The organism is Streptomyces sp. NPDC033131, assembly GCF_055578365.1.
Genome location: NZ_JBVIPA010000028.1, coordinates 58,413 through 75,598, shown reverse-complemented (window position 1 = coordinate 75,598; position 17,186 = coordinate 58,413). Strand labels below are relative to the sequence as shown.

Below are 17,186 nucleotides of genomic sequence, written 5' to 3'. Positions count from 1 at the left end.
ATGTGTCCCTGACATCCTGGCGTAGCCACAGCGCACACAGGGCATCGGGGGCCTACCGTTACAGAGGAATCCCGTTTCGGGACTGCCCCGTGACACCCCTAAACTGAGCCCGTGACCGAGAACGCTCAGCAGCAGCCACCAGAGCCCGCCATCGAACTGCCGACCCAGTACGCGCCGGCCGATGTAGAGGGGCCGCTGTACGAGCGCTGGGTGGAGCGGGGTTACTTCGAGGCGGACGCGAAGAGTGACAAGCCTCCGTACACGATCGTCATCCCGCCGCCGAACGTCACGGGCAGCCTGCACCTCGGGCACGCCTTCGAGCACACGCTCATCGACGCCCTGACCCGCCGCAAGCGGATGCAGGGCTACGAGACGCTGTGGCAGCCCGGCATGGACCACGCCGGCATCGCCACGCAGAACGTCGTCGAGCGGGAGCTGGGCAAGGAGGGCAAGTCCCGGCACGACCTGGGCCGAGAGGCGTTCGTCGAGCGCGTCTGGCAGTGGAAGGCCGAGTCCGGCGGGCAGATCAGCGGACAGATGCGACGCCTGGGAGACGGCGTCGCCTGGTCGCGTGAGCGGTTCACCATGGACGAGGGGCTGTCCCAGGCCGTCCAGACCATCTTCAAGCGGCTCTTCGACGAAGAGCTGATCTACCGCGCCGAGCGCATCATCAACTGGTGCCCGCGCTGTCTGACCGCCATCTCGGACATCGAGGTGGAGTACCAGGACGACGACGGCGAGCTCGTCTCCATGAAGTACGGCGACGGGGACGAGACGATCGTCGTCGCCACCACGCGCGCCGAGACCATGCTCGGTGACACGGCGGTCGCCGTTCACCCCGACGACGAGCGGTACAAGCACCTGGTCGGCAAGCTCATCAAGCTGCCGCTGACGGAGCGTTCCATCCCGGTCGTCGCCGACGAGCACGTCGACCCCGAGTTCGGTACGGGTGCCGTCAAGGTCACCCCGGCCCACGACCCGAACGACTTCGAGATCGGCCAGCGGCACGACCTGCCGGCCATCACGATCATGGACGAGCACGCCGTCATCACCGCGCACGGCCCCTTCCAGGGCCTGGACCGGCTGGAGGCCCGCTCGGCCATCGTCGCCGCGCTGCGCGCCGAGGGCCGGATCGTCGCCGAGAAGCGGCCCTACGTCCACTCGGTCGGTCACTGCTCGCGCTGCAAGACCACCATCGAGCCGCGCCTGTCCATGCAGTGGTGGGTCAAGGTCGGCCCGCTCGCGAAGGCGGCCGGTGACGCCGTCCGGGACGGACGCGTCAAGATCCATCCGCAGGAGATGGAGAAGCGGTACTTCGACTGGGTCGACAACCTCCACGACTGGTGCATCTCGCGGCAGTTGTGGTGGGGCCACCGGATTCCGGTCTGGTACGGGCCGAACGGCGAGGTCGTGTGTGTCGGGCCAGACGACGAGGCTCCGAGCGGCGAGGGCTGGCACCAGGACACCGACGTCCTCGACACCTGGTTCTCCTCCGGCCTGTGGCCCTTCTCGACCCTCGGCTGGCCCGAACAGACCGAATCGCTCGCGAAGTTCTATCCGAACTCCGTCCTGGTCACCGGCTACGACATCCTCTTCTTCTGGGTCGCCCGGATGATGATGTTCGGCCTCTACGCGATGGACGGCACCCCGCCGTTCCACACCATCGCCCTGCACGGCATGGTCCGTGACCAGAACGGCAAGAAGATGTCGAAGTCCTACGGGAACGTCGTCAACCCGCTGGACTGGATGGACAAGTACGGCAGCGACGCCCTGCGGTTCACGCTGGCCCGCGGCGCGAACCCGGGTGTCGACGTCCCCATCGGCGAGGACTGGGTCCAGGGCTCGCGCAACTTCGCCAACAAGATCTGGAACGCGACGCGCTTCGCGCTGATGAACGGCGCGACGGTGGACGGCCCGCTGCCGGAGCCGTCGGCGATGTCGGCGACCGATCGGTGGATCCTGTCCCGGCTCAACTCGGTTGTCGCCGAGGTCGACGCGTTCTACGAGGACTACCAGTTCGCGAAGCTCTCCGACGCCCTGTTCCACTTCGCGTGGGACGAGGTGTTCGACTGGTACGTCGAGCTGTCGAAGACCACGTTCGCCGCCGGCGGTTCGGCCGCGGAGGTCAGCAAGCGCGTCCTCGGTGAGGTCCTGGACGTCACGCTGCGGCTGCTGCACCCGGTCGTCCCCTTCGTCACGGAGACGCTGTGGACCACGCTGACCGGTGGCGAGACCCTCGTCATCGCCGAGTGGCCCGCGGACAGCGGCTTCCGTGACACGGGAGCGGAGAAGGAGATCGCGACCCTCCAGTCCGTCATCACCGAGGTCCGCCGCTTCCGCGCCGACCAGGGACTGCAGCCCGGTCAGCGCGTCCCGGCCCGCCTGTCCCTCGACAGCACGGCGCTCGCCCCGCACGAGGCGGCCATCCGGCAGTTGCTGCGGCTCCAGCCGGAGGGTGACGCCTTCACCGCCACGGCGACCCTGCCGGTCGGCGGCGCCGAGGTGGCGCTCGACCTGTCCGGCACGATCGACGTGGCGGCCGAGCGGAAGCGGCTGGCCAAGGACCTCGCCGCCGCGGAGAAGGAGAAGGCGCAGGCGAACGCGAAGCTCGGCAACGAGGCGTTCCTGGCGAAGGCTCCGGACCACGTGGTGGAGAAGATCCGGACGCGGCTGGCGAAGGCGGACGAGGACATCGCCCGGATCGCCGCGCAGCTGGACCGGTTGCCGCAGGCGTAGGCGCCCGCGGGACACGTCGGTGAAAGCCCTCGGAACTGTCCTTGAGTTCTAGTGGTCGTGCGGCCCGGCGTTGACGGGGTGCCGCTCTCTGTGGGTCGGGAGCCGCTCCAGCGGCACGATTGCCCCGCAGCTGCGCGCGAGGGGCACCTCTTGGCCGACCGAGTCGGGTGGTGGGTGGGCGTAGGCCGGGGGTCTGGGGGCGGAGCACCCAGGGGCGGGGCACCCGCCCCGACCCGAACCCACCCACGGACCCGCAGCCACCCACGACCCCCGCCCACCCCCGGCCTCCGTAGACTGGCCCCGTGAGTGAGCAGCCCCCGTACGACGACAGCGAGCAGCCCGGCCCGATCGGCGGCTTCGACGAGATCATGGCGGCCGAGACCGAGCGGGACCCGGATCTCGCGGTGATCGAGGCCGGCAGCCGTACCCTGCGCACGCAGGGCGGTCCGCCGGAGGCCGACGTGCCCGCGCGCCCGGCGGATCCCGAGGTCGACAAAGCCCTGAGGGAAGTCGAGGCGGAGCTCGCCACCCGCTGGGGCGAGACCAAGCTGGAGCCCTCCGTCAGCCGGATCTCCGCGCTGATGGACCTGCTGGGGGAGCCGCAGCGGTCGTACCCCTCCATCCACATCACCGGCACCAACGGCAAGACCTCCACCGCCCGCATGATCGAGGCTCTGCTGGGTGCCTTCGAGCTGCGGACCGGCAGGTACACGAGTCCCCACGTCCAGTCGATCACCGAGCGGATCAGCCTGGACGGCGCGCCGATCTCCGCCGAGCGGTTCATCGAGACGTACGAGGACATCAAGCCGTACGTCGAGATGGTCGACGCGCAGCAGGAGTACCGGCTGTCCTTCTTCGAGGTGCTCACGGGGATGGCGTACGCCGCCTTCGCGGACGCTCCGGTCGACGTCGCCGTGGTGGAAGTGGGCATGGGCGGCTCCTGGGACGCCACGAACGTCATCGACGGTGCCGTCGCCGTCGTCACTCCCATCGACCTCGACCACACCGACCGGCTCGGTGGGACGCCCGCGGCGATCGCCACCGAGAAGGCCGGCATCGTCAAGCAGGACGCGGCGGTGATCCTGGCTCAGCAGCCGGTCGACGCCGCGCAGGTGCTGCTGAAGCAGGCCGTGGACGTGGATGCGACGGTGGCCCGGGAGGGGCTCGAGTTCGGGGTCGTGGCGCGGCAGGTCGCCGTCGGCGGGCAGTTGCTCACCCTGCGCGGGCTCGGCGGGGAGTACCCCGAGGTCTACCTTCCGCTGCACGGCCCCTACCAGGCACACAACGCGGCCGTCGCGCTCGCCGCCGTGGAGGCGTTCTTCGGCGTGGGTTCGCAGCGGCCCGAGCCGCTCGACGCCGACACCGTCCGCAAGGCGTTCGCGGCCGTGGCCTCGCCGGGCCGGATGGAGGTCGTACGGCGGTCGCCGACCGTCGTCCTGGACGCGGCACACAATCCGGCGGGTGCTCGTGCCACGGCCGAGGCGGTCGGGGAGGCGTTCGACTTCAGCCGGCTGATCGGGGTCGTCGGGGCGAGCGGGGACAAGAACGTCCGCGGGTTGCTGGAGGCCTTCGAGCCGCTGTTCGCGGAGGTCGTCGTCACCCAGAACGCCAGCCACCGCGCGATGGACGTGGACGAACTCGCCGAGATCGCCGTCGAGGTGTTCGGCGACGAGCGGGTGCAGGTCGAGCCGCGGCTGCCGGACGCTCTGGAGGCCGCGGTCACGCTGGCCGAGGAGGAGGGCGAGTTCGCGGGCGGCGGTGTGCTCGTCACCGGCTCCGTCATCACCGTCGGCGAGGCCCGGCTGCTGCTGGGGAAGGGCTGAGACTCCGTATGCGTACGCTCTGTGCTTCGACCCTGATCGGCGAGGTCTTCATCATCGGCTTCGCCGCGCTGGTCGCGATGAAGGACCCCGGCCTGTCCACGACGACGGTGTGGACGGTCAGCGGCGTGGCCATGTTCCTGTGCCTGGTGCTGTGCGGCATGGTGACCCGCCCCGGCGGTGTGGCCCTGGGGTGGGTCCTCCAGATCGCCCTGATCGCCTCCGGGGTCGTCGTCCCCACGATGTTCTTCCTGGGCGCGGTCTTCGCGGCCCTGTGGTGGGCGTCCGTGCACTACGGACGGAAGATCGACGAGGCGAAGGCGAGGTTCGCCGCCCAGGCGGGCTCCTCTACACCTGACGCTGCGTAACAAGGGGCCGGACACGCCCTGTAATCTCAGCATCCCGCACCATCCTTGATCCGAAGGAGCCCCGTCGTGAGCCAGCGCACCCTCGTCCTCCTCAAGCCCGACGCCGTTCGTCGTGGCCTGACCGGCGAGATCATCAGCCGCATCGAGCGCAAGGCCGGCTGGCAGATCACCGCGCTGGAGCTGCGCACCCTGGACCACGACACGCTGGAGCAGCACTACGGCGAGCACAAGGGCAAGCCCTTCTACGAGCCGCTGGTGGAGTTCATGGCCTCCGGTCCGGTCGTGGCGCTGATCGTCGAGGGTGACCGGGTCATCGAGGGTGTGCGGGCGCTGGCCGGTCCGACCGACCCGATCGCCGCCGCCCCGGGCTCGATCCGCGGTGACTACGGCGTGATCGTGCGCGAGAACCTGATCCACGCGTCCGACTCCGAGGAGTCCGCCGAACGCGAGGTGAAGATCTTCTTCCCCGGCCGCGCGTAGCGCCTGCGGCGGATGAGTGAGAGTCTGGGGGCTTTTGTCCCCGGACTTTCTGGCATATGCGTGGCGTTCGAGGGAACGAGTCCCCCCGAACGCCCGTCTCCACAAGCGAACCCGCACGGCATCTGCTGACAATGGCGGAGACCCTCACGCAGTGTTCGCGAAGGCGCGTCTACGATGGAAGCCTTCACGTCACCGCACCCACCTTCGCCTACCTGAAAAGCCCTCAAAAAGCTCCTGGGAAGGCCAGTCGAATCCTGATGGGGAACTCAATGTCGTTCATCGGCCGTGACATGGCTGTCGACCTCGGGACCGCCAACACGCTGGTGTACGTCAGGGGTCGCGGGATCGTACTCAATGAGCCGTCCGTCGTCGCGATCAACACCAACACCGGTGGCATCCTCGCGGTCGGCGCCGAAGCCAAGAAGATGATCGGGCGCACGCCGGGCAACATCGTTGCCGTCCGGCCGCTGAAGGACGGTGTGATCGCCGACTTCGAGATCACCGAGCGGATGCTCCGTTACTTCATCCTGAAGATCCACAAGCGGCGGTATCTGGCTCGTCCGCGGGTCGTCGTCTGTGTGCCCTCGGGTATCACGGGGGTCGAGCGCCGCGCCGTCATCGAGGCGTCGTCCCAGGCCGGCGCCCGTCAGGTGCACATCATCGAGGAGCCGATGGCGGCCGCCATCGGGTCCGGCCTGCCGGTCCACGAGGCCACGGGCAACATGGTGGTGGACATCGGCGGCGGCACCACGGAGGTCGCGGTCATCTCCCTCGGCGGCATCGTCACCGCCCAGTCCATCCGGGTGGCGGGCGACGAGCTGGACAACGCGATCATCCAGCACATCAAGAAGGAGTACTCGCTCCTCCTCGGTGAGCGGACGGCCGAACAGATCAAGATCACGATCGGTTCGGCGTACGACCTCGACGCTGACGAGCACACCGAAATCCGCGGCCGGGACCTCGTCTCCGGGCTGCCCAAGACCGTCGTCATCTCGGCCGCCGAAGTCCGCAAGGCGATCGAGGAGCCCGTCAACGCGATCGTGGACGCCGTCAAGACGACCCTGGACAAGTGCCCGCCGGAACTGTCCGGCGACATCATGGACCGCGGAATCGTTCTGACCGGTGGCGGTGCGCTGCTGCGCGGCCTCGACGAGCGGCTGCGGCGCGAGACCGGTATGCCGATCCACATCGCCGAGGACCCGCTGGACAGCGTGGCCCTCGGTTCCGGAAAGTGCGTCGAGGAATTCGAGGCGTTGCAGCAGGTGCTGGACGCCCAGCCGCGCAGATGACGCAACTCTTCGATTCCGCCGTACGAGATGATCTCCTCTCGTACGGCGGATCGTTGATATCGAGGCATAGGCTCGCCCATAAGCATCAACACGCCCCATAAGTGACGACACGTAAACACTGCACTCGCATTCCTATGAGGAAGGGCACGGCCGCCGCACGTGAGGGACACACGAGAGAGCCGGCTGCTCCTGGTGCTGCTGGTCGCCATCGCGTTCGCGCTGATCACGGTGGACATCCGCGGCGGGGAGGATTCACCGGTCGACGGTGCCCGGCAGGGCGCGGCCACGGTGTTCGGCCCGATCGAGGACGGGGTGTCGGCCGCGGTCGACCCGGTCGGCAACGCCGTATCGGCCATCCGTGACTCGGGCGAGCGGCACGACCGGCTCGCCGAGCTGGAGAAGGAGAACGCGGCCCTCGAGGCGAAGCTCGGCAGCGACGACCGCAACCGCAGCCGCCTGGCCCAGCTCGACAAGATGCTGAAGCTCTCGGGCGCCGGCCAGTACGGCATCAAGGGCGCCCAGGTCATCGCCATAGGCGCGGCCCAGGGCTTCTCCTGGACCATCACCATCGACGTCGGCGCCAACGACGGCATCACCCGCGACATGACCGTCGTCAACGGCGACGGGCTGGTCGGGCGCGTGACCACCGTCGGCCCCGACATCGCCACCGTGCTGCTCGCCAACGACCCCGACTTCACCGTCGGCACCCGGATGGAGGCCGGCGACGAACTCGGCTTCGCCTCCGGGCAGGGCGACCGCCCGCTGCGCGTCGAACTCCTCAACGGCAAGGCCGAGATCAAGAAGGGCGACCGACTGGTCACCTTCGGCTCGCAGGCCGACAAGCCCTTCGTGCCCGGCGTGCCGGTCGGCGTGGTCTCCCGCGTCGACCCCTCCGCCGGCGACCTCACCCGCACCCTCTACGTCACGCCGTACGTCAGCTTCTCCAAGCTCGACATCGTCGGTGTCGTCGTCGAGGCCCCGAAGAAGGACCCGCGCGACACGGTGCTGCCAGCCAAGCCCAAGCCGACCCCCACGCCGACCGTGACGGTGACCGTCACCCCGTCCGCGGGCGCGCCGGTCGACGGCCAGATCCAGCAAGAGCAGTAGGAGCTGTAGCCCATGCGCGTCAACCGGATCCTGCTGTCCACTTCCCTGGTCGTCGTCGCCCTGGTCCTCCAGGTGAGCGTCCTGGCCCGCCTGCACCTGCCGGGCGCCGTCCCCGACCTGCTGCTCCTCACCGTCCTGGGCCTGGCCATGGTGTACGGCCATGTCGGCGGCGCCCTCGTCGGGTTCGGCGCGGGTCTCCTCGCCGACCTCGCCCCGCCCGCCGACCATGCGGCCGGCCGCTACGCCCTCGTGCTGTGCGTCATCGGCTACCTCGCGGGCCTGGCGAAACCGGACAACGGCCGGCTGAAGTCGGCCACCGGCCCCATGCTCGTCGTGGTCGCCGCCGCCGTCGGCACCACCCTGCTGTACGCCGGTGTCGGCGCCCTCGTCGGCGACACCGCCGCCCGCCATGTCGGCCTCGGCAGCCTGCTGTTCACTGCCGCCCTGTACGACCTGCTGCTCGCCCCGTTCGTCGTCCCCGGCATCATGGCGCTGGCCCGCAGAGCGGAGAACGACCCGCTCGCCGACACCAACTCCGCCGCCAAGGCCACCGACATCTCCTCCGGCTGGCTCTCCTCGGGCACGGGCCTGCGGATCGGGGGACAGCGCAACGGCCTCGGCGGACTGAAGGTGAAGGCCGCCCGGGCCCGCACGGCGCGTGCCGGACGCATCAAGGGAGTCAAGCGACTGTGAGCGCTCGGCAGTCGGCCGCCGGACGGACGCAGGGGCTCACAGGTTCGCCGTATATGACACCTACACACACCGAGAGGGGGAGGCAGCCGCAGTGACCGCCCACCCGTCGCCCGCCGCCACCCTTCCCACGGACGGTCCGCGCCCATGACCAACATTCCCGAGACCGGCCGGACCCCACGGGTCCAGATCCGGCTCGTCGTCATCCAGATCCTCGTCCTCTCCCTGCTCGGCACCCTCGGCGGACGCCTGTGGTACCTGCAGATCCGCGAGGGCGACGAGTACGCCAAGGAGGCGTCCGGCAACCACGTCCAGCAGGTCGTGGAGCCCGCCGTACGCGGCTCGATCCTGGACGCGCGCGGGGTGCCGCTCGCCGACAACGAGACCCGGCTCGTGGTCTCCGCCTCCCGCACCGACCTGCTGAAGATGAAGGACGACGGCAAGGCCGTCCTCGCCAAGCTGGCCGGCGTGCTGGGCATGAAGCCCCAGGAGGTCATGGAGAAGGTCCGGCTGTGCGACTCCAAGACGCCGCAGCCCTGCTGGAACGGCTCGCCGTACCAGCCGATCCCCATCACCGACGAGGCCACCGCCAAGCAGGCCCTGCAGATCCGTGAACGCGCCGAGGACTTCCCCGGCATCACCGCCGAGCCGGAGGCCGTGCGCCGCTACGCCGCCCCCGGCAAGGCCAACACGGCCCAGGTCCTCGGCTACCTCTCGCCCGTCACCGACGAGGAGATCACCAAGGCCCAGGACACCGACTCGCCCTACCTGCGCTCCGACCAGGTCGGCCGCTCGGGCCTGGAGCGCCAGTACGACAAGCAGCTGCGCGGCAAGGCGGGCGTCACCCGCTACGAGGTCGACAACCTCGGCCGCGTCATCGGCGAGGCCGAGGCCGACCCCGCCCAGCCCGGCTCCTCCCTCGTCACCAGCATCGACGCCCGCGTCCAGCGGGTCGCCGAGTACGAGCTGAACGACGCCATGAAAGAGGCCCGCAAGACCTACGACAAGAACACCGGCGAGAACTACAAGGCGGACTCCGGCGCCGTCGTGGTGATGGAGTCCAAGACCGGCCGCGTGGTCGCCATGGCCTCCAACCCGACGTACGACCCGAACGCCTGGGTCGGCGGCATCTCCGCCAAGGACTACACCCAGCTCACCGGCAAGAAGTCCAACTACCCGCTGCTGAACCGCGCGATCCAGGGGCAGTCCGCCCCCGGCTCCGTGTTCAAGGTCATCCCGACCGCCGCCGCGGTCAACGCCGGCTACTCCTTCGACGGCCCCTACCAGTGCTCCAGCTCGTACTCGATCGGCGGCCAGGTCTTCAAGAACTTCGAGTCCAAGGGATACGGCCCGATCAGCCTCGGCCGCGCCCTGGAGGTCTCCTGCGACACCGTCTTCTACCGCCTCTCGCACCAGGAGTGGCAGAAGGACGGCGGCAACAAGCCCAAGAAGAACCCCGGCGACTGGTTCTACAAGACCGCCCACCAGTTCGGCCTCGGCAAGGAGACCGGCATCGACCTCCCCAACGAGGTCACCGGCCGCATCCCCGACCGCCAGTGGAAGCAGAGCTACTGGAAGGCCAACAAGGACGCCTGGTGCAAGTACGGCAAGAAGGGCGGCACGTACGCCGAGCAGATCGCGTACGAGAACTGCCTGGAGGGCAACAGGCTGCGCGCCGGTGACTCCGTCAACTACTCGATCGGCCAGGGCGACACCCTCGTCACCCCGATCCAGATGGCGACGATCTACGGGGCCATCTCCAACGGCGGCACCCTCTACGACCCGACCGTCGGCAAGGCGATCATCAGCCCCGACGGCAAGACCGTCCAGGAGATCGAGCCGAAGGCACACGGCAAGCTGCCGATGACGCAGAAGACGCTCAGCGAGATAGACGGTGCCCTCGAAGGAGTCGCGACCCGCGGTACCGCCGCCTGGCGGTTCGGCGGCTGGCCGCAGGACGAGATCCCGATGCACGCCAAGACGGGTACGGCCGAGGTCTACGGCAAGCAGACCACCTCGTGGTTCACCACGTACACCAAGGACTACACGGTCGTCATGACCATCTCCCAGGGTGGCACGGGCTCCGGCGCCTCCGGCCCCGCCGTCCGCAAGATCTACAACGCGCTCTACGGCGTCTCCGACGACGGCACGATCAACCCGAAGAACGCGCTGCTGCCGACCCCGCAGAAGAACCTGCCCAAGGTCCAGACCGACGGGACGATCAAGTCCCCGAAGGTCGCCAAGGACCCGGCGAAGGACCAGCGGGTGAGCCAGGAGGGCGAGGCCGCACCGGACGGGACACAGCTGGCGGCGACCGTGAACACGCCGGCCACCGGCAACCGGAACGCCCGGCGCCGGCCGCGCCGAAAGGGAAGCCGGAGGATGCCCGCATGACCGGCGCCAACACCTTCCAGGTCTCCGGATACGGGCCCGAACGCGCGGGCTGGACCCGCCTGTTCGCCCGTGACTCGCTGGCCCGCCGACTGGACTGGCCGATACTGCTGGCGGCGCTGGCCCTCTCCGGCATCGGTTCGGTCCTCGTCTTCTCGGCGACCCGCAACCGCACCGACATCAACCAGGGCGACCCGTACTACTTCCTGATCCGGCATCTCATGAACACCGGCATCGGCTTCGCCCTGATGCTCGGCACGGTGTGGCTCGGCCACCGCACGCTGCGCACGGCCGTGCCGCTCCTGTACGCGATCTCGGTGTTCCTGATCCTGATGGTGCTCACGCCGCTCGGCACGACGGTCAACGGCGCCCACTCCTGGATCGTGCTCGGCGGCGGGTTCTCGCTCCAGCCCTCCGAGTTCGTGAAGATCACGATCATCCTCGGCATGGCGATGCTGCTGGCCGCACGGGTCGACGCGGGCGACAAGCCCCACCCCGACCACCGCACCGTGCTCCAGGCGCTCGGACTGGCCGCCGTACCGATGCTGATCGTGATGCTGATGCCCGACCTCGGGTCGGTCATGGTCATGGTCATCATCGTGCTGGGCGTGCTGCTCGCCTCCGGTGCCTCGAACCGCTGGGTGTTCGGGCTGCTGAGCGCGGGAGCCGCCGGCGCGATCGCCGTCTGGCAGCTGCACATCCTGGACGAGTACCAGATCGCCCGCTTCGCCGCCTTCGCCAACCCCAGCCTCGACCCCGCCGGTGTCGGCTACAACACCAACCAGGCCCGCATCGCGATCGGCTCGGGCGGTCTGACCGGCTCGGGCCTCTTCCAGGGCTCGCAGACCACGGGCCAGTTCGTGCCCGAGCAGCAGACCGACTTCGTGTTCACGGTCGCGGGCGAGGAGCTGGGCTTCCTCGGCGGCGGCCTGATCGTCGTCCTGCTGGGTGTGGTGCTGTGGCGCGCCTGCCGCATCGCCCGCGAGACGACCGAGCTGTACGGCACGATCGTCGCCGCCGGCATCGTGGCCTGGTTCGCCTTCCAGTCCTTCGAGAACATCGGCATGACCCTCGGCATCATGCCGGTCACGGGCCTGCCGCTGCCGTTCGTGTCGTACGGCGGCTCGTCGATGTTCGCGGTGTGGGTGGCGGTGGGGCTGCTGCAGTCGATCCGGGTGCAACGGCCGATGTCGGCATAGCGGTCCGGCCGGCTGCCCCCTGCCGTACCGCCCCGACTGCGACTAGATTCGGGTCATGGCGGCCACGAAACGTGAAATCGAGCGCAAGTACGAATCCGACGACAGTGGACTGCCCGACCTCACCGGCGTCGCCGGCGTGTCCACCGTCCTCGACAAGGGCGTCGCCGAACTGGACGCCACCTACTACGACACCCCCGACGAACGCCTCGCCGCGTCCTCGATCACCCTGCGCCGCCGCACCGGCGGCTCCGACGCGGGCTGGCACCTGAAGTTCCCCGTCGCCCCGGGCGTGCGCGACGAGATCCAGGCCCCGCTCTCCGACACCCTCCCCGACGAACTCGCCGGGCTCGTCCGCTCCCGGGTCCGGGACGCCGAGCTGCGGCCCGTGGTCCGGCTGCGCTCGGGCCGCGACGTGCGCGACCTCCTCGACGCCCGGGGACGGCTGCTCGCCGAGGTCAGCGTGGACGCCGTCCACGCCCAGCGGCTGACCGGGGGCGACGGCGTCGCCCAGTGGACCGAGATCGAGGTCGAGCTCGCCGACGGCGGCGACCCCGTCTTCCTGGACAAGGTGGAGAAGCGGCTGCGCAAGGCGGGCGTACGGCCGTCCGCCTCCTCGTCGAAGCTGGCCCGGGCGCTCGCGGAGACGGCACCCGGGAAGAAGCGCCGGGCCGGTTCGCCCAAGGACCCGGTGACCGCGGGCGACCATGTCCTCGCGTACGTCCGCGCCCAGCGCGACGCGATCGTCGGGCTCGACCCGGCCGTACGCCGGGACGCCGAGGACTCCGTGCACAGCATGCGCGTCGCGACCCGCCGCATGCGCAGCACCTTCAAGTCGTACGGCTCGGTCCTCGACCGGGGCGTCACCGACCCGGTCGGCGAGGAGCTGAAGTGGCTGGCCGGTGAGCTGGGCGTGGACCGGGACCGCGAGGTACTGACCGAACGCCTGACGGCGGCCCTCGCCGACGTGCCCCGCACGCTGGTCTCGGGCCCGGTCGCCGAGCGGCTGGGCCGCTGGGCGAGCGCCGAGCACGGCGGGGCACGCGGCCGGCTGATCGGCGTCCTGGACTCCCGCCGCTACCTCGCCCTGCTCGACGCCCTGGACGCGCTGATAGCCGACCCGCCGCTGCGGGACGCCGCCGGGAAGAAGCCCCGCAAGGTGCTCGCGAAGGCCGTGAAGAAGGACTTCGGCAAGGTCTCCGGGCTCGTCGGGCAGGCGCTGGAACTGCCGCCGGGACCCGACCGGGACGTCGCCGTGCACGAGGCCCGCAAGAAGACCAAGCGCACCCGCTACGCGGCGGAGACGGCCCACCCGGCCCTTGGCGCACCGGCCAAGGACCTGGTCAAGTCCATGAAGGCGCTGCAGACCCTGCTCGGTGACCACCAGGACAGCGTGATGGCCCGCCAGACCCTGCGCGAGCTGTCCGCGGTCGCGCACGCGGCGGGGGAGAGCGCCTTCACCTACGGGCTGCTCTACGGACGGGAGGAACAGCGGGCGGCGGCCGTGGAGGCGGAACTGCCCGAGTTCTGGAACGGGATCAAGGACGGGGCGGCGGCCCTCTGAGGCTTCCGGGCGTGCGGGGGGCGGTCGCGGCCGCGTTACGCTAGATGGTCACTCCTGTCCGTTCAGCCCAGCTCACGAAGGTTCGCGACATGCCTGCCGAAGTCGCTGCGTCGGTCTTCCCGCAGCTCGAAGCTCTGCTCCCGCATGTGCAGAAGCCGATCCAGTACGTCGGCGGGGAGCTCAACTCCACCGTCAAGCCGTGGGAGTCGACCGACGTCCGCTGGGCGCTGATGTACCCGGACGCGTACGAGGTCGGTCTGCCCAACCAGGGCGTCATGATCCTCTACGAGGTGCTGAACGAGCAGGACGGCGTCCTCGCCGAGCGCACCTACAGCGTGTGGCCGGACCTCGAGGCGCTGATGCGGGAGCACGACGTCCCGCAGTTCACGGTGGACAGCCACCGGCCGGTGAAGGCCTTCGACGTGTTCGGTCTGTCCTTCTCCACGGAGCTGGGCTACACCAACATGCTGACGGCGCTGGACCTGGCCGGGATCCCCCTGGAGACCAGGAACCGGACGATCGACGACCCGATCGTGCTGGCCGGCGGCCACGCCGCCTTCAACCCCGAGCCGATCGCCGACTTCATCGACGCGGTGATCATCGGAGACGGCGAGCAGGCCGTCCTGGACATGACCCGGATCATCCGGGAGTGGAAGGGCGAGGGGCAGCCCGGCGGCCGCGAGGAGGTCCTGTTCCGCCTCGCGAAGACGGGCTCGGTGTACATCCCCGCCTTCTACGACGTCGAGTACCTCGCGGACGGCCGTATCGCCCGGGTCGTACCGAACAAGTCCGGTGTTCCGTGGCGCGTGTCCAAGCACACGGTGATGGACCTGGACGAGTGGCCCTACCCCAAGCAGCCCCTGGTCCCACTGGCCGAGACGGTCCACGAGCGGATGTCCGTGGAGATCTTCCGCGGCTGCACCCGCGGCTGCCGCTTCTGCCAGGCGGGCATGATCACGCGCCCGGTGCGCGAGCGGTCGATCACCGGAATCGGAGACATGGTCGAGAAGGGCCTCAAGGCGACCGGCTTCGAGGAGGTCGGCCTGCTGTCCCTGTCCTCGGCGGACCACAGCGAGATCGGCGACATCGCGAAGGGCCTGGCGGACCGGTACGAGGAGGACAAGGTCGGCCTGTCCCTCCCCTCCACCCGCGTGGACGCGTTCAACGTGGACCTGGCGAACGAGCTGACGAGGAACGGCCGCCGCTCCGGCCTGACCTTCGCCCCCGAGGGCGGCTCCGAGCGCCTGCGCAAGGTCATCAACAAGATGGTCTCCGAAGAGGACCTGATCCGCACGGTCGCCACCGCGTACGGCAACGGCTGGCGCCAGGTGAAGCTGTACTTCATGTGCGGCCTGCCGACGGAGACCGACGAGGACGTCCTCCAGATCGCCGACATGGCGATGAACGTCATCCAGAAGGGCCGCGAGGTCTCCGGCGCGAACGACATCCGCTGCACGGTCTCGATCGGCGGTTTCGTCCCGAAGCCGCACACCCCCTTCCAGTGGGCCCCGCAGCTCTCGGCGGAGGAGACGGACGCCCGTCTCGAAAAGCTCCGCGACAGGATCCGCGGCGACAAGAAGTACGGCCGCTCGATCGGCTTCCGCTACCACGACGGCAAGCCGGGCATCGTGGAAGGCCTGTTGTCGAGGGGCGACCGCCGCATCGGCGCCGTCATCCGCGCGGTCTACGAGGACGGCGGCCGCTTCGACGGCTGGCGCGAGCACTTCTCCTACGACCGCTGGATGAAGTGCGCCGACAAGGCGCTCGCCCCCTTTGGTGTGGACGTCGACTGGTACACCACCCGCGAGCGCACCTACGAGGAGGTCCTTCCCTGGGACCACCTCGACTCGGGCCTCGACAAGGACTGGCTCTGGGAGGACTGGCAGGACTCCCTCGACGAGACCGAGGTCGAGGACTGCCGGTGGACGCCGTGCTTCGACTGCGGCGTGTGTCCGCAGATGGACACCAGCATCCAGATCGGCCCGACGGGCAAGAAGCTGCTGCCTCTCGCGGTCAAGAACGCCGCGCCGACGCCGAGCGGCCACTCGCACTGAGGTGGCCCCGGCGGGACGCGATCCGCTAGCCCCCGCCGGGAGCCGGGCCCGACTCCGGTCCCGAGCCCGGGCCATAGAGCGCGCCGATGTCCTTGGACGTCGCCCACCGGCTGTAGGTGGGCGACTGGGGCCAGCCCTCGGGTGAGTCCTGCCATTCCTCCTGACGGCCGTACGGCAGGACATCGATCAACGCGAAGGTGTGACCGAGCTGCTCGGTACCCCGACCGTTGGTGTGCCAGGTCCGGTAGACGGTGTCGCCGTCGCGCAGGAACACGTTGACCGCGAATCCTCCGTCGGGCGGTGCGCCGACGTCGGCGCCGAACGAGCTGTTCGCGGTCGAGTACCAGGCCATCCGGTTGCCGACCCGCTGCTTGTAGGCGAGTGCTTCGTCGATCGGGCCCTGGGTGACGATGACGAAGCGCGCGTCGTGGTTGTCCAGGAACTCCAGGCGCGTGTACTGCGAGGTGAACCCGGTGCAGCCCGGGCACTGCCATTCCTTGCCGGCGAACCACATGTGGTTGTAGACGATCAGTTGGCTCTTGCCTTCGAAGACATCCGCCAGCCGGACGGGGCCGTCCTCGCCCTCGAGGGTGTAGTCGGGCATCTCGACCATCGGCAGGCGACGACGCTCGGCGGCGATGGCGTCAAGCTCCCGGGTCGCGGCCTTCTCCCGGGTACGCAGTGCCTCGAGCCGGCGCTCCCAGGTGGCGGCGTCGACGACCGGTGGTAGTTCGTGGACGGTCATGGTCCCCTCACAGAGCTCGTGCGCGGCTTGCGCCTGTGCGGAGACAGACCCCACCGGTCTTCGGAACTCATCGGTCGGCCGCGGCTGAAGTCGGTTGCCGCCGGGGTCGCGTGCCGACGGCAACCGAGGGGCGCGGGTTACTGGTTGGCGGCGAAGCGCATCAGGGCGAGTTGGTCGCCCTGCTTGATCTTTCCCGTCGTGTTGATCACTTGGAGCTTCCAGCTGGGGCCGGACCGTACGGCCTTGGCCACGGCGCAGCCGTTGTCCTGAGTGAGCATGCTGGGCCAGATGTCGGCGACCTGCTGAGAGCTGCCGCCGCTCGCGTCGTAGACCTTGAAGCTGATGTTGCGCGCCTTCTGGAAGGAGCTGCCTTTCTTGTAGGCGGCGGCGACGAACACGATCGACGTGATGTGGGGCGGGATCTTCGAGAACTCGACCGTGACGGTCTCGTCGTCGCCGTCCCCGTGGCCGGTCTGGTTGTCGCCGCTGTGCAGCAGGGAGCCGTTGCCGATGGGGTCGACCGAGTCGAGGCCCGCCAGACGCACCGGGTCGCCGTCGTGCATGGCGATGGCGATCAGGTCGAGGTCGGTGCCGGTCTTCCGGCGGAGTTTGCCCATCACTCCGCCGCTGGCGCCGGCGGTGGGGTCCCAGGACACGCCGATGGTCAGGTGGGTCACCCCGTCCAGGTCGGCGGGGCCGTCTTCCTTCGTGAGCGTAATCATGGGCCCATACTGCCTGGGCTTTCC

The 17,186-nt window shown here is 69.4% G+C and carries 13 protein-coding genes; 11 read left to right on the top strand and 2 right to left on the bottom strand.

Annotated features, from left to right (window positions below; translation table 11 throughout):
- The first annotated feature begins 111 nt into the window (after window positions 1–111).
- The 11 genes from ACZ5XS_RS30260 to ACZ5XS_RS30210 all read left to right on the top strand — a co-directional run bounded on the left by ACZ5XS_RS30260 (window position 112) and on the right by ACZ5XS_RS30210 (window position 15,695).
- The gene (locus tag ACZ5XS_RS30260; protein ID WP_468656609.1) at window positions 112–2,736 is read left to right on the top strand and encodes a valine--tRNA ligase; all 2,625 of its coding nucleotides are present in this window, start codon (window positions 112–114) and stop codon (window positions 2,734–2,736) included.
- A 368-nt stretch (window positions 2,737–3,104) separates the two neighbouring features.
- Window positions 3,105–4,559: a bifunctional tetrahydrofolate synthase/dihydrofolate synthase gene (gene folC / locus ACZ5XS_RS30255; RefSeq protein ID WP_468656708.1), complete on the top strand. Its 1,455-nt coding sequence runs from the start codon at window positions 3,105–3,107 to the stop codon at window positions 4,557–4,559.
- 8 nt (window positions 4,560–4,567) lie between these two features.
- Window positions 4,568–4,924, top strand: coding sequence for a DUF4233 domain-containing protein (locus ACZ5XS_RS30250; RefSeq protein WP_468656607.1), 357 nt, complete (start codon window positions 4,568–4,570; stop codon window positions 4,922–4,924).
- Between the two features lie 66 nt (window positions 4,925–4,990).
- Window positions 4,991–5,404, top strand: coding sequence for a nucleoside-diphosphate kinase (gene ndk, locus ACZ5XS_RS30245; protein ID WP_217239962.1), 414 nt, complete (start codon window positions 4,991–4,993; stop codon window positions 5,402–5,404).
- A 269-nt stretch (window positions 5,405–5,673) separates the two neighbouring features.
- Window positions 5,674–6,693, top strand: a complete 1,020-nt coding sequence (locus ACZ5XS_RS30240; RefSeq protein ID WP_004931372.1) for a rod shape-determining protein — start codon at window positions 5,674–5,676, stop codon at window positions 6,691–6,693.
- 159 nt (window positions 6,694–6,852) lie between these two features.
- Window positions 6,853–7,800 carry a rod shape-determining protein MreC gene (mreC, locus tag ACZ5XS_RS30235; RefSeq protein WP_468656605.1) on the top strand — a complete coding sequence of 316 codons (948 nt, stop codon included), beginning with the start codon at window positions 6,853–6,855 and terminating at the stop codon, window positions 7,798–7,800.
- Between the two features lie 12 nt (window positions 7,801–7,812).
- Window positions 7,813–8,493 (top strand): rod shape-determining protein MreD, encoded by a 681-nt coding sequence (gene mreD / locus ACZ5XS_RS30230; RefSeq protein ID WP_468656603.1) that lies wholly within the window; start codon window positions 7,813–7,815, stop codon window positions 8,491–8,493.
- A 144-nt stretch (window positions 8,494–8,637) separates the two neighbouring features.
- Window positions 8,638–10,884, top strand: coding sequence for a penicillin-binding protein 2 (mrdA, locus tag ACZ5XS_RS30225; protein WP_468656601.1), 2,247 nt, complete (start codon window positions 8,638–8,640; stop codon window positions 10,882–10,884).
- Window positions 10,881–12,080, top strand: a complete 1,200-nt coding sequence (gene rodA / locus ACZ5XS_RS30220; protein WP_468656599.1) for a rod shape-determining protein RodA — start codon at window positions 10,881–10,883, stop codon at window positions 12,078–12,080. The genes mrdA and rodA overlap by 4 nt, the downstream gene beginning before the upstream one ends.
- Window positions 12,081–12,135: 55 nt before the next feature.
- The gene (locus ACZ5XS_RS30215; protein ID WP_468656597.1) at window positions 12,136–13,641 is read left to right on the top strand and encodes a CYTH and CHAD domain-containing protein; all 1,506 of its coding nucleotides are present in this window, start codon (window positions 12,136–12,138) and stop codon (window positions 13,639–13,641) included.
- Between the two features lie 89 nt (window positions 13,642–13,730).
- A complete protein-coding gene (locus tag ACZ5XS_RS30210; protein WP_468656595.1) occupies window positions 13,731–15,695 on the top strand; it encodes a TIGR03960 family B12-binding radical SAM protein in 1,965 nt (654 codons plus the stop codon).
- 25 nt (window positions 15,696–15,720) lie between these two features.
- Here the strand turns inward: ACZ5XS_RS30210 and ACZ5XS_RS30205 are convergent, their stop codons facing one another.
- Window positions 15,721–16,440 carry a DUF899 domain-containing protein gene (locus tag ACZ5XS_RS30205; protein WP_468656593.1) on the bottom strand — a complete coding sequence of 240 codons (720 nt, stop codon included), beginning with the start codon at window positions 16,438–16,440 and terminating at the stop codon, window positions 15,721–15,723.
- Between the two features lie 137 nt (window positions 16,441–16,577).
- Window positions 16,578–17,162: a TerD family protein gene (locus ACZ5XS_RS30200; RefSeq protein WP_217239954.1), complete on the bottom strand. Its 585-nt coding sequence runs from the start codon at window positions 17,160–17,162 to the stop codon at window positions 16,578–16,580.
- Window positions 17,163–17,186 lie beyond the last annotated feature (24 nt).

Excerpts from the sequence above, each read along its gene's own strand:
- folC (WP_468656708.1), top strand. The coding sequence starts at position 3,105 with ATGGCGGCCGAGACCGAGCGGGACCCGGATCTCGCGGTGATCGAGGCC.
- ACZ5XS_RS30250 (WP_468656607.1), top strand. The coding sequence starts at position 4,568 with ATGCGTACGCTCTGTGCTTCGACCCTGATCGGCGAGGTCTTCATCATC.
- ACZ5XS_RS30240 (WP_004931372.1), top strand. The coding sequence starts at position 5,674 with ATGTCGTTCATCGGCCGTGACATGGCTGTCGACCTCGGGACCGCCAAC.
- mreD (WP_468656603.1), top strand. The coding sequence starts at position 7,813 with ATGCGCGTCAACCGGATCCTGCTGTCCACTTCCCTGGTCGTCGTCGCC.
- mrdA (WP_468656601.1), top strand. The coding sequence starts at position 8,638 with ATGACCAACATTCCCGAGACCGGCCGGACCCCACGGGTCCAGATCCGG.
- rodA (WP_468656599.1), top strand. The coding sequence starts at position 10,881 with ATGACCGGCGCCAACACCTTCCAGGTCTCCGGATACGGGCCCGAACGC.
- ACZ5XS_RS30215 (WP_468656597.1), top strand. The coding sequence starts at position 12,136 with ATGGCGGCCACGAAACGTGAAATCGAGCGCAAGTACGAATCCGACGAC.
- ACZ5XS_RS30210 (WP_468656595.1), top strand. The coding sequence starts at position 13,731 with ATGCCTGCCGAAGTCGCTGCGTCGGTCTTCCCGCAGCTCGAAGCTCTG.
- ACZ5XS_RS30205 (WP_468656593.1), bottom strand. The coding sequence starts at position 16,440 with ATGACCGTCCACGAACTACCACCGGTCGTCGACGCCGCCACCTGGGAG.
- ACZ5XS_RS30200 (WP_217239954.1), bottom strand. The coding sequence starts at position 17,162 with ATGATTACGCTCACGAAGGAAGACGGCCCCGCCGACCTGGACGGGGTG.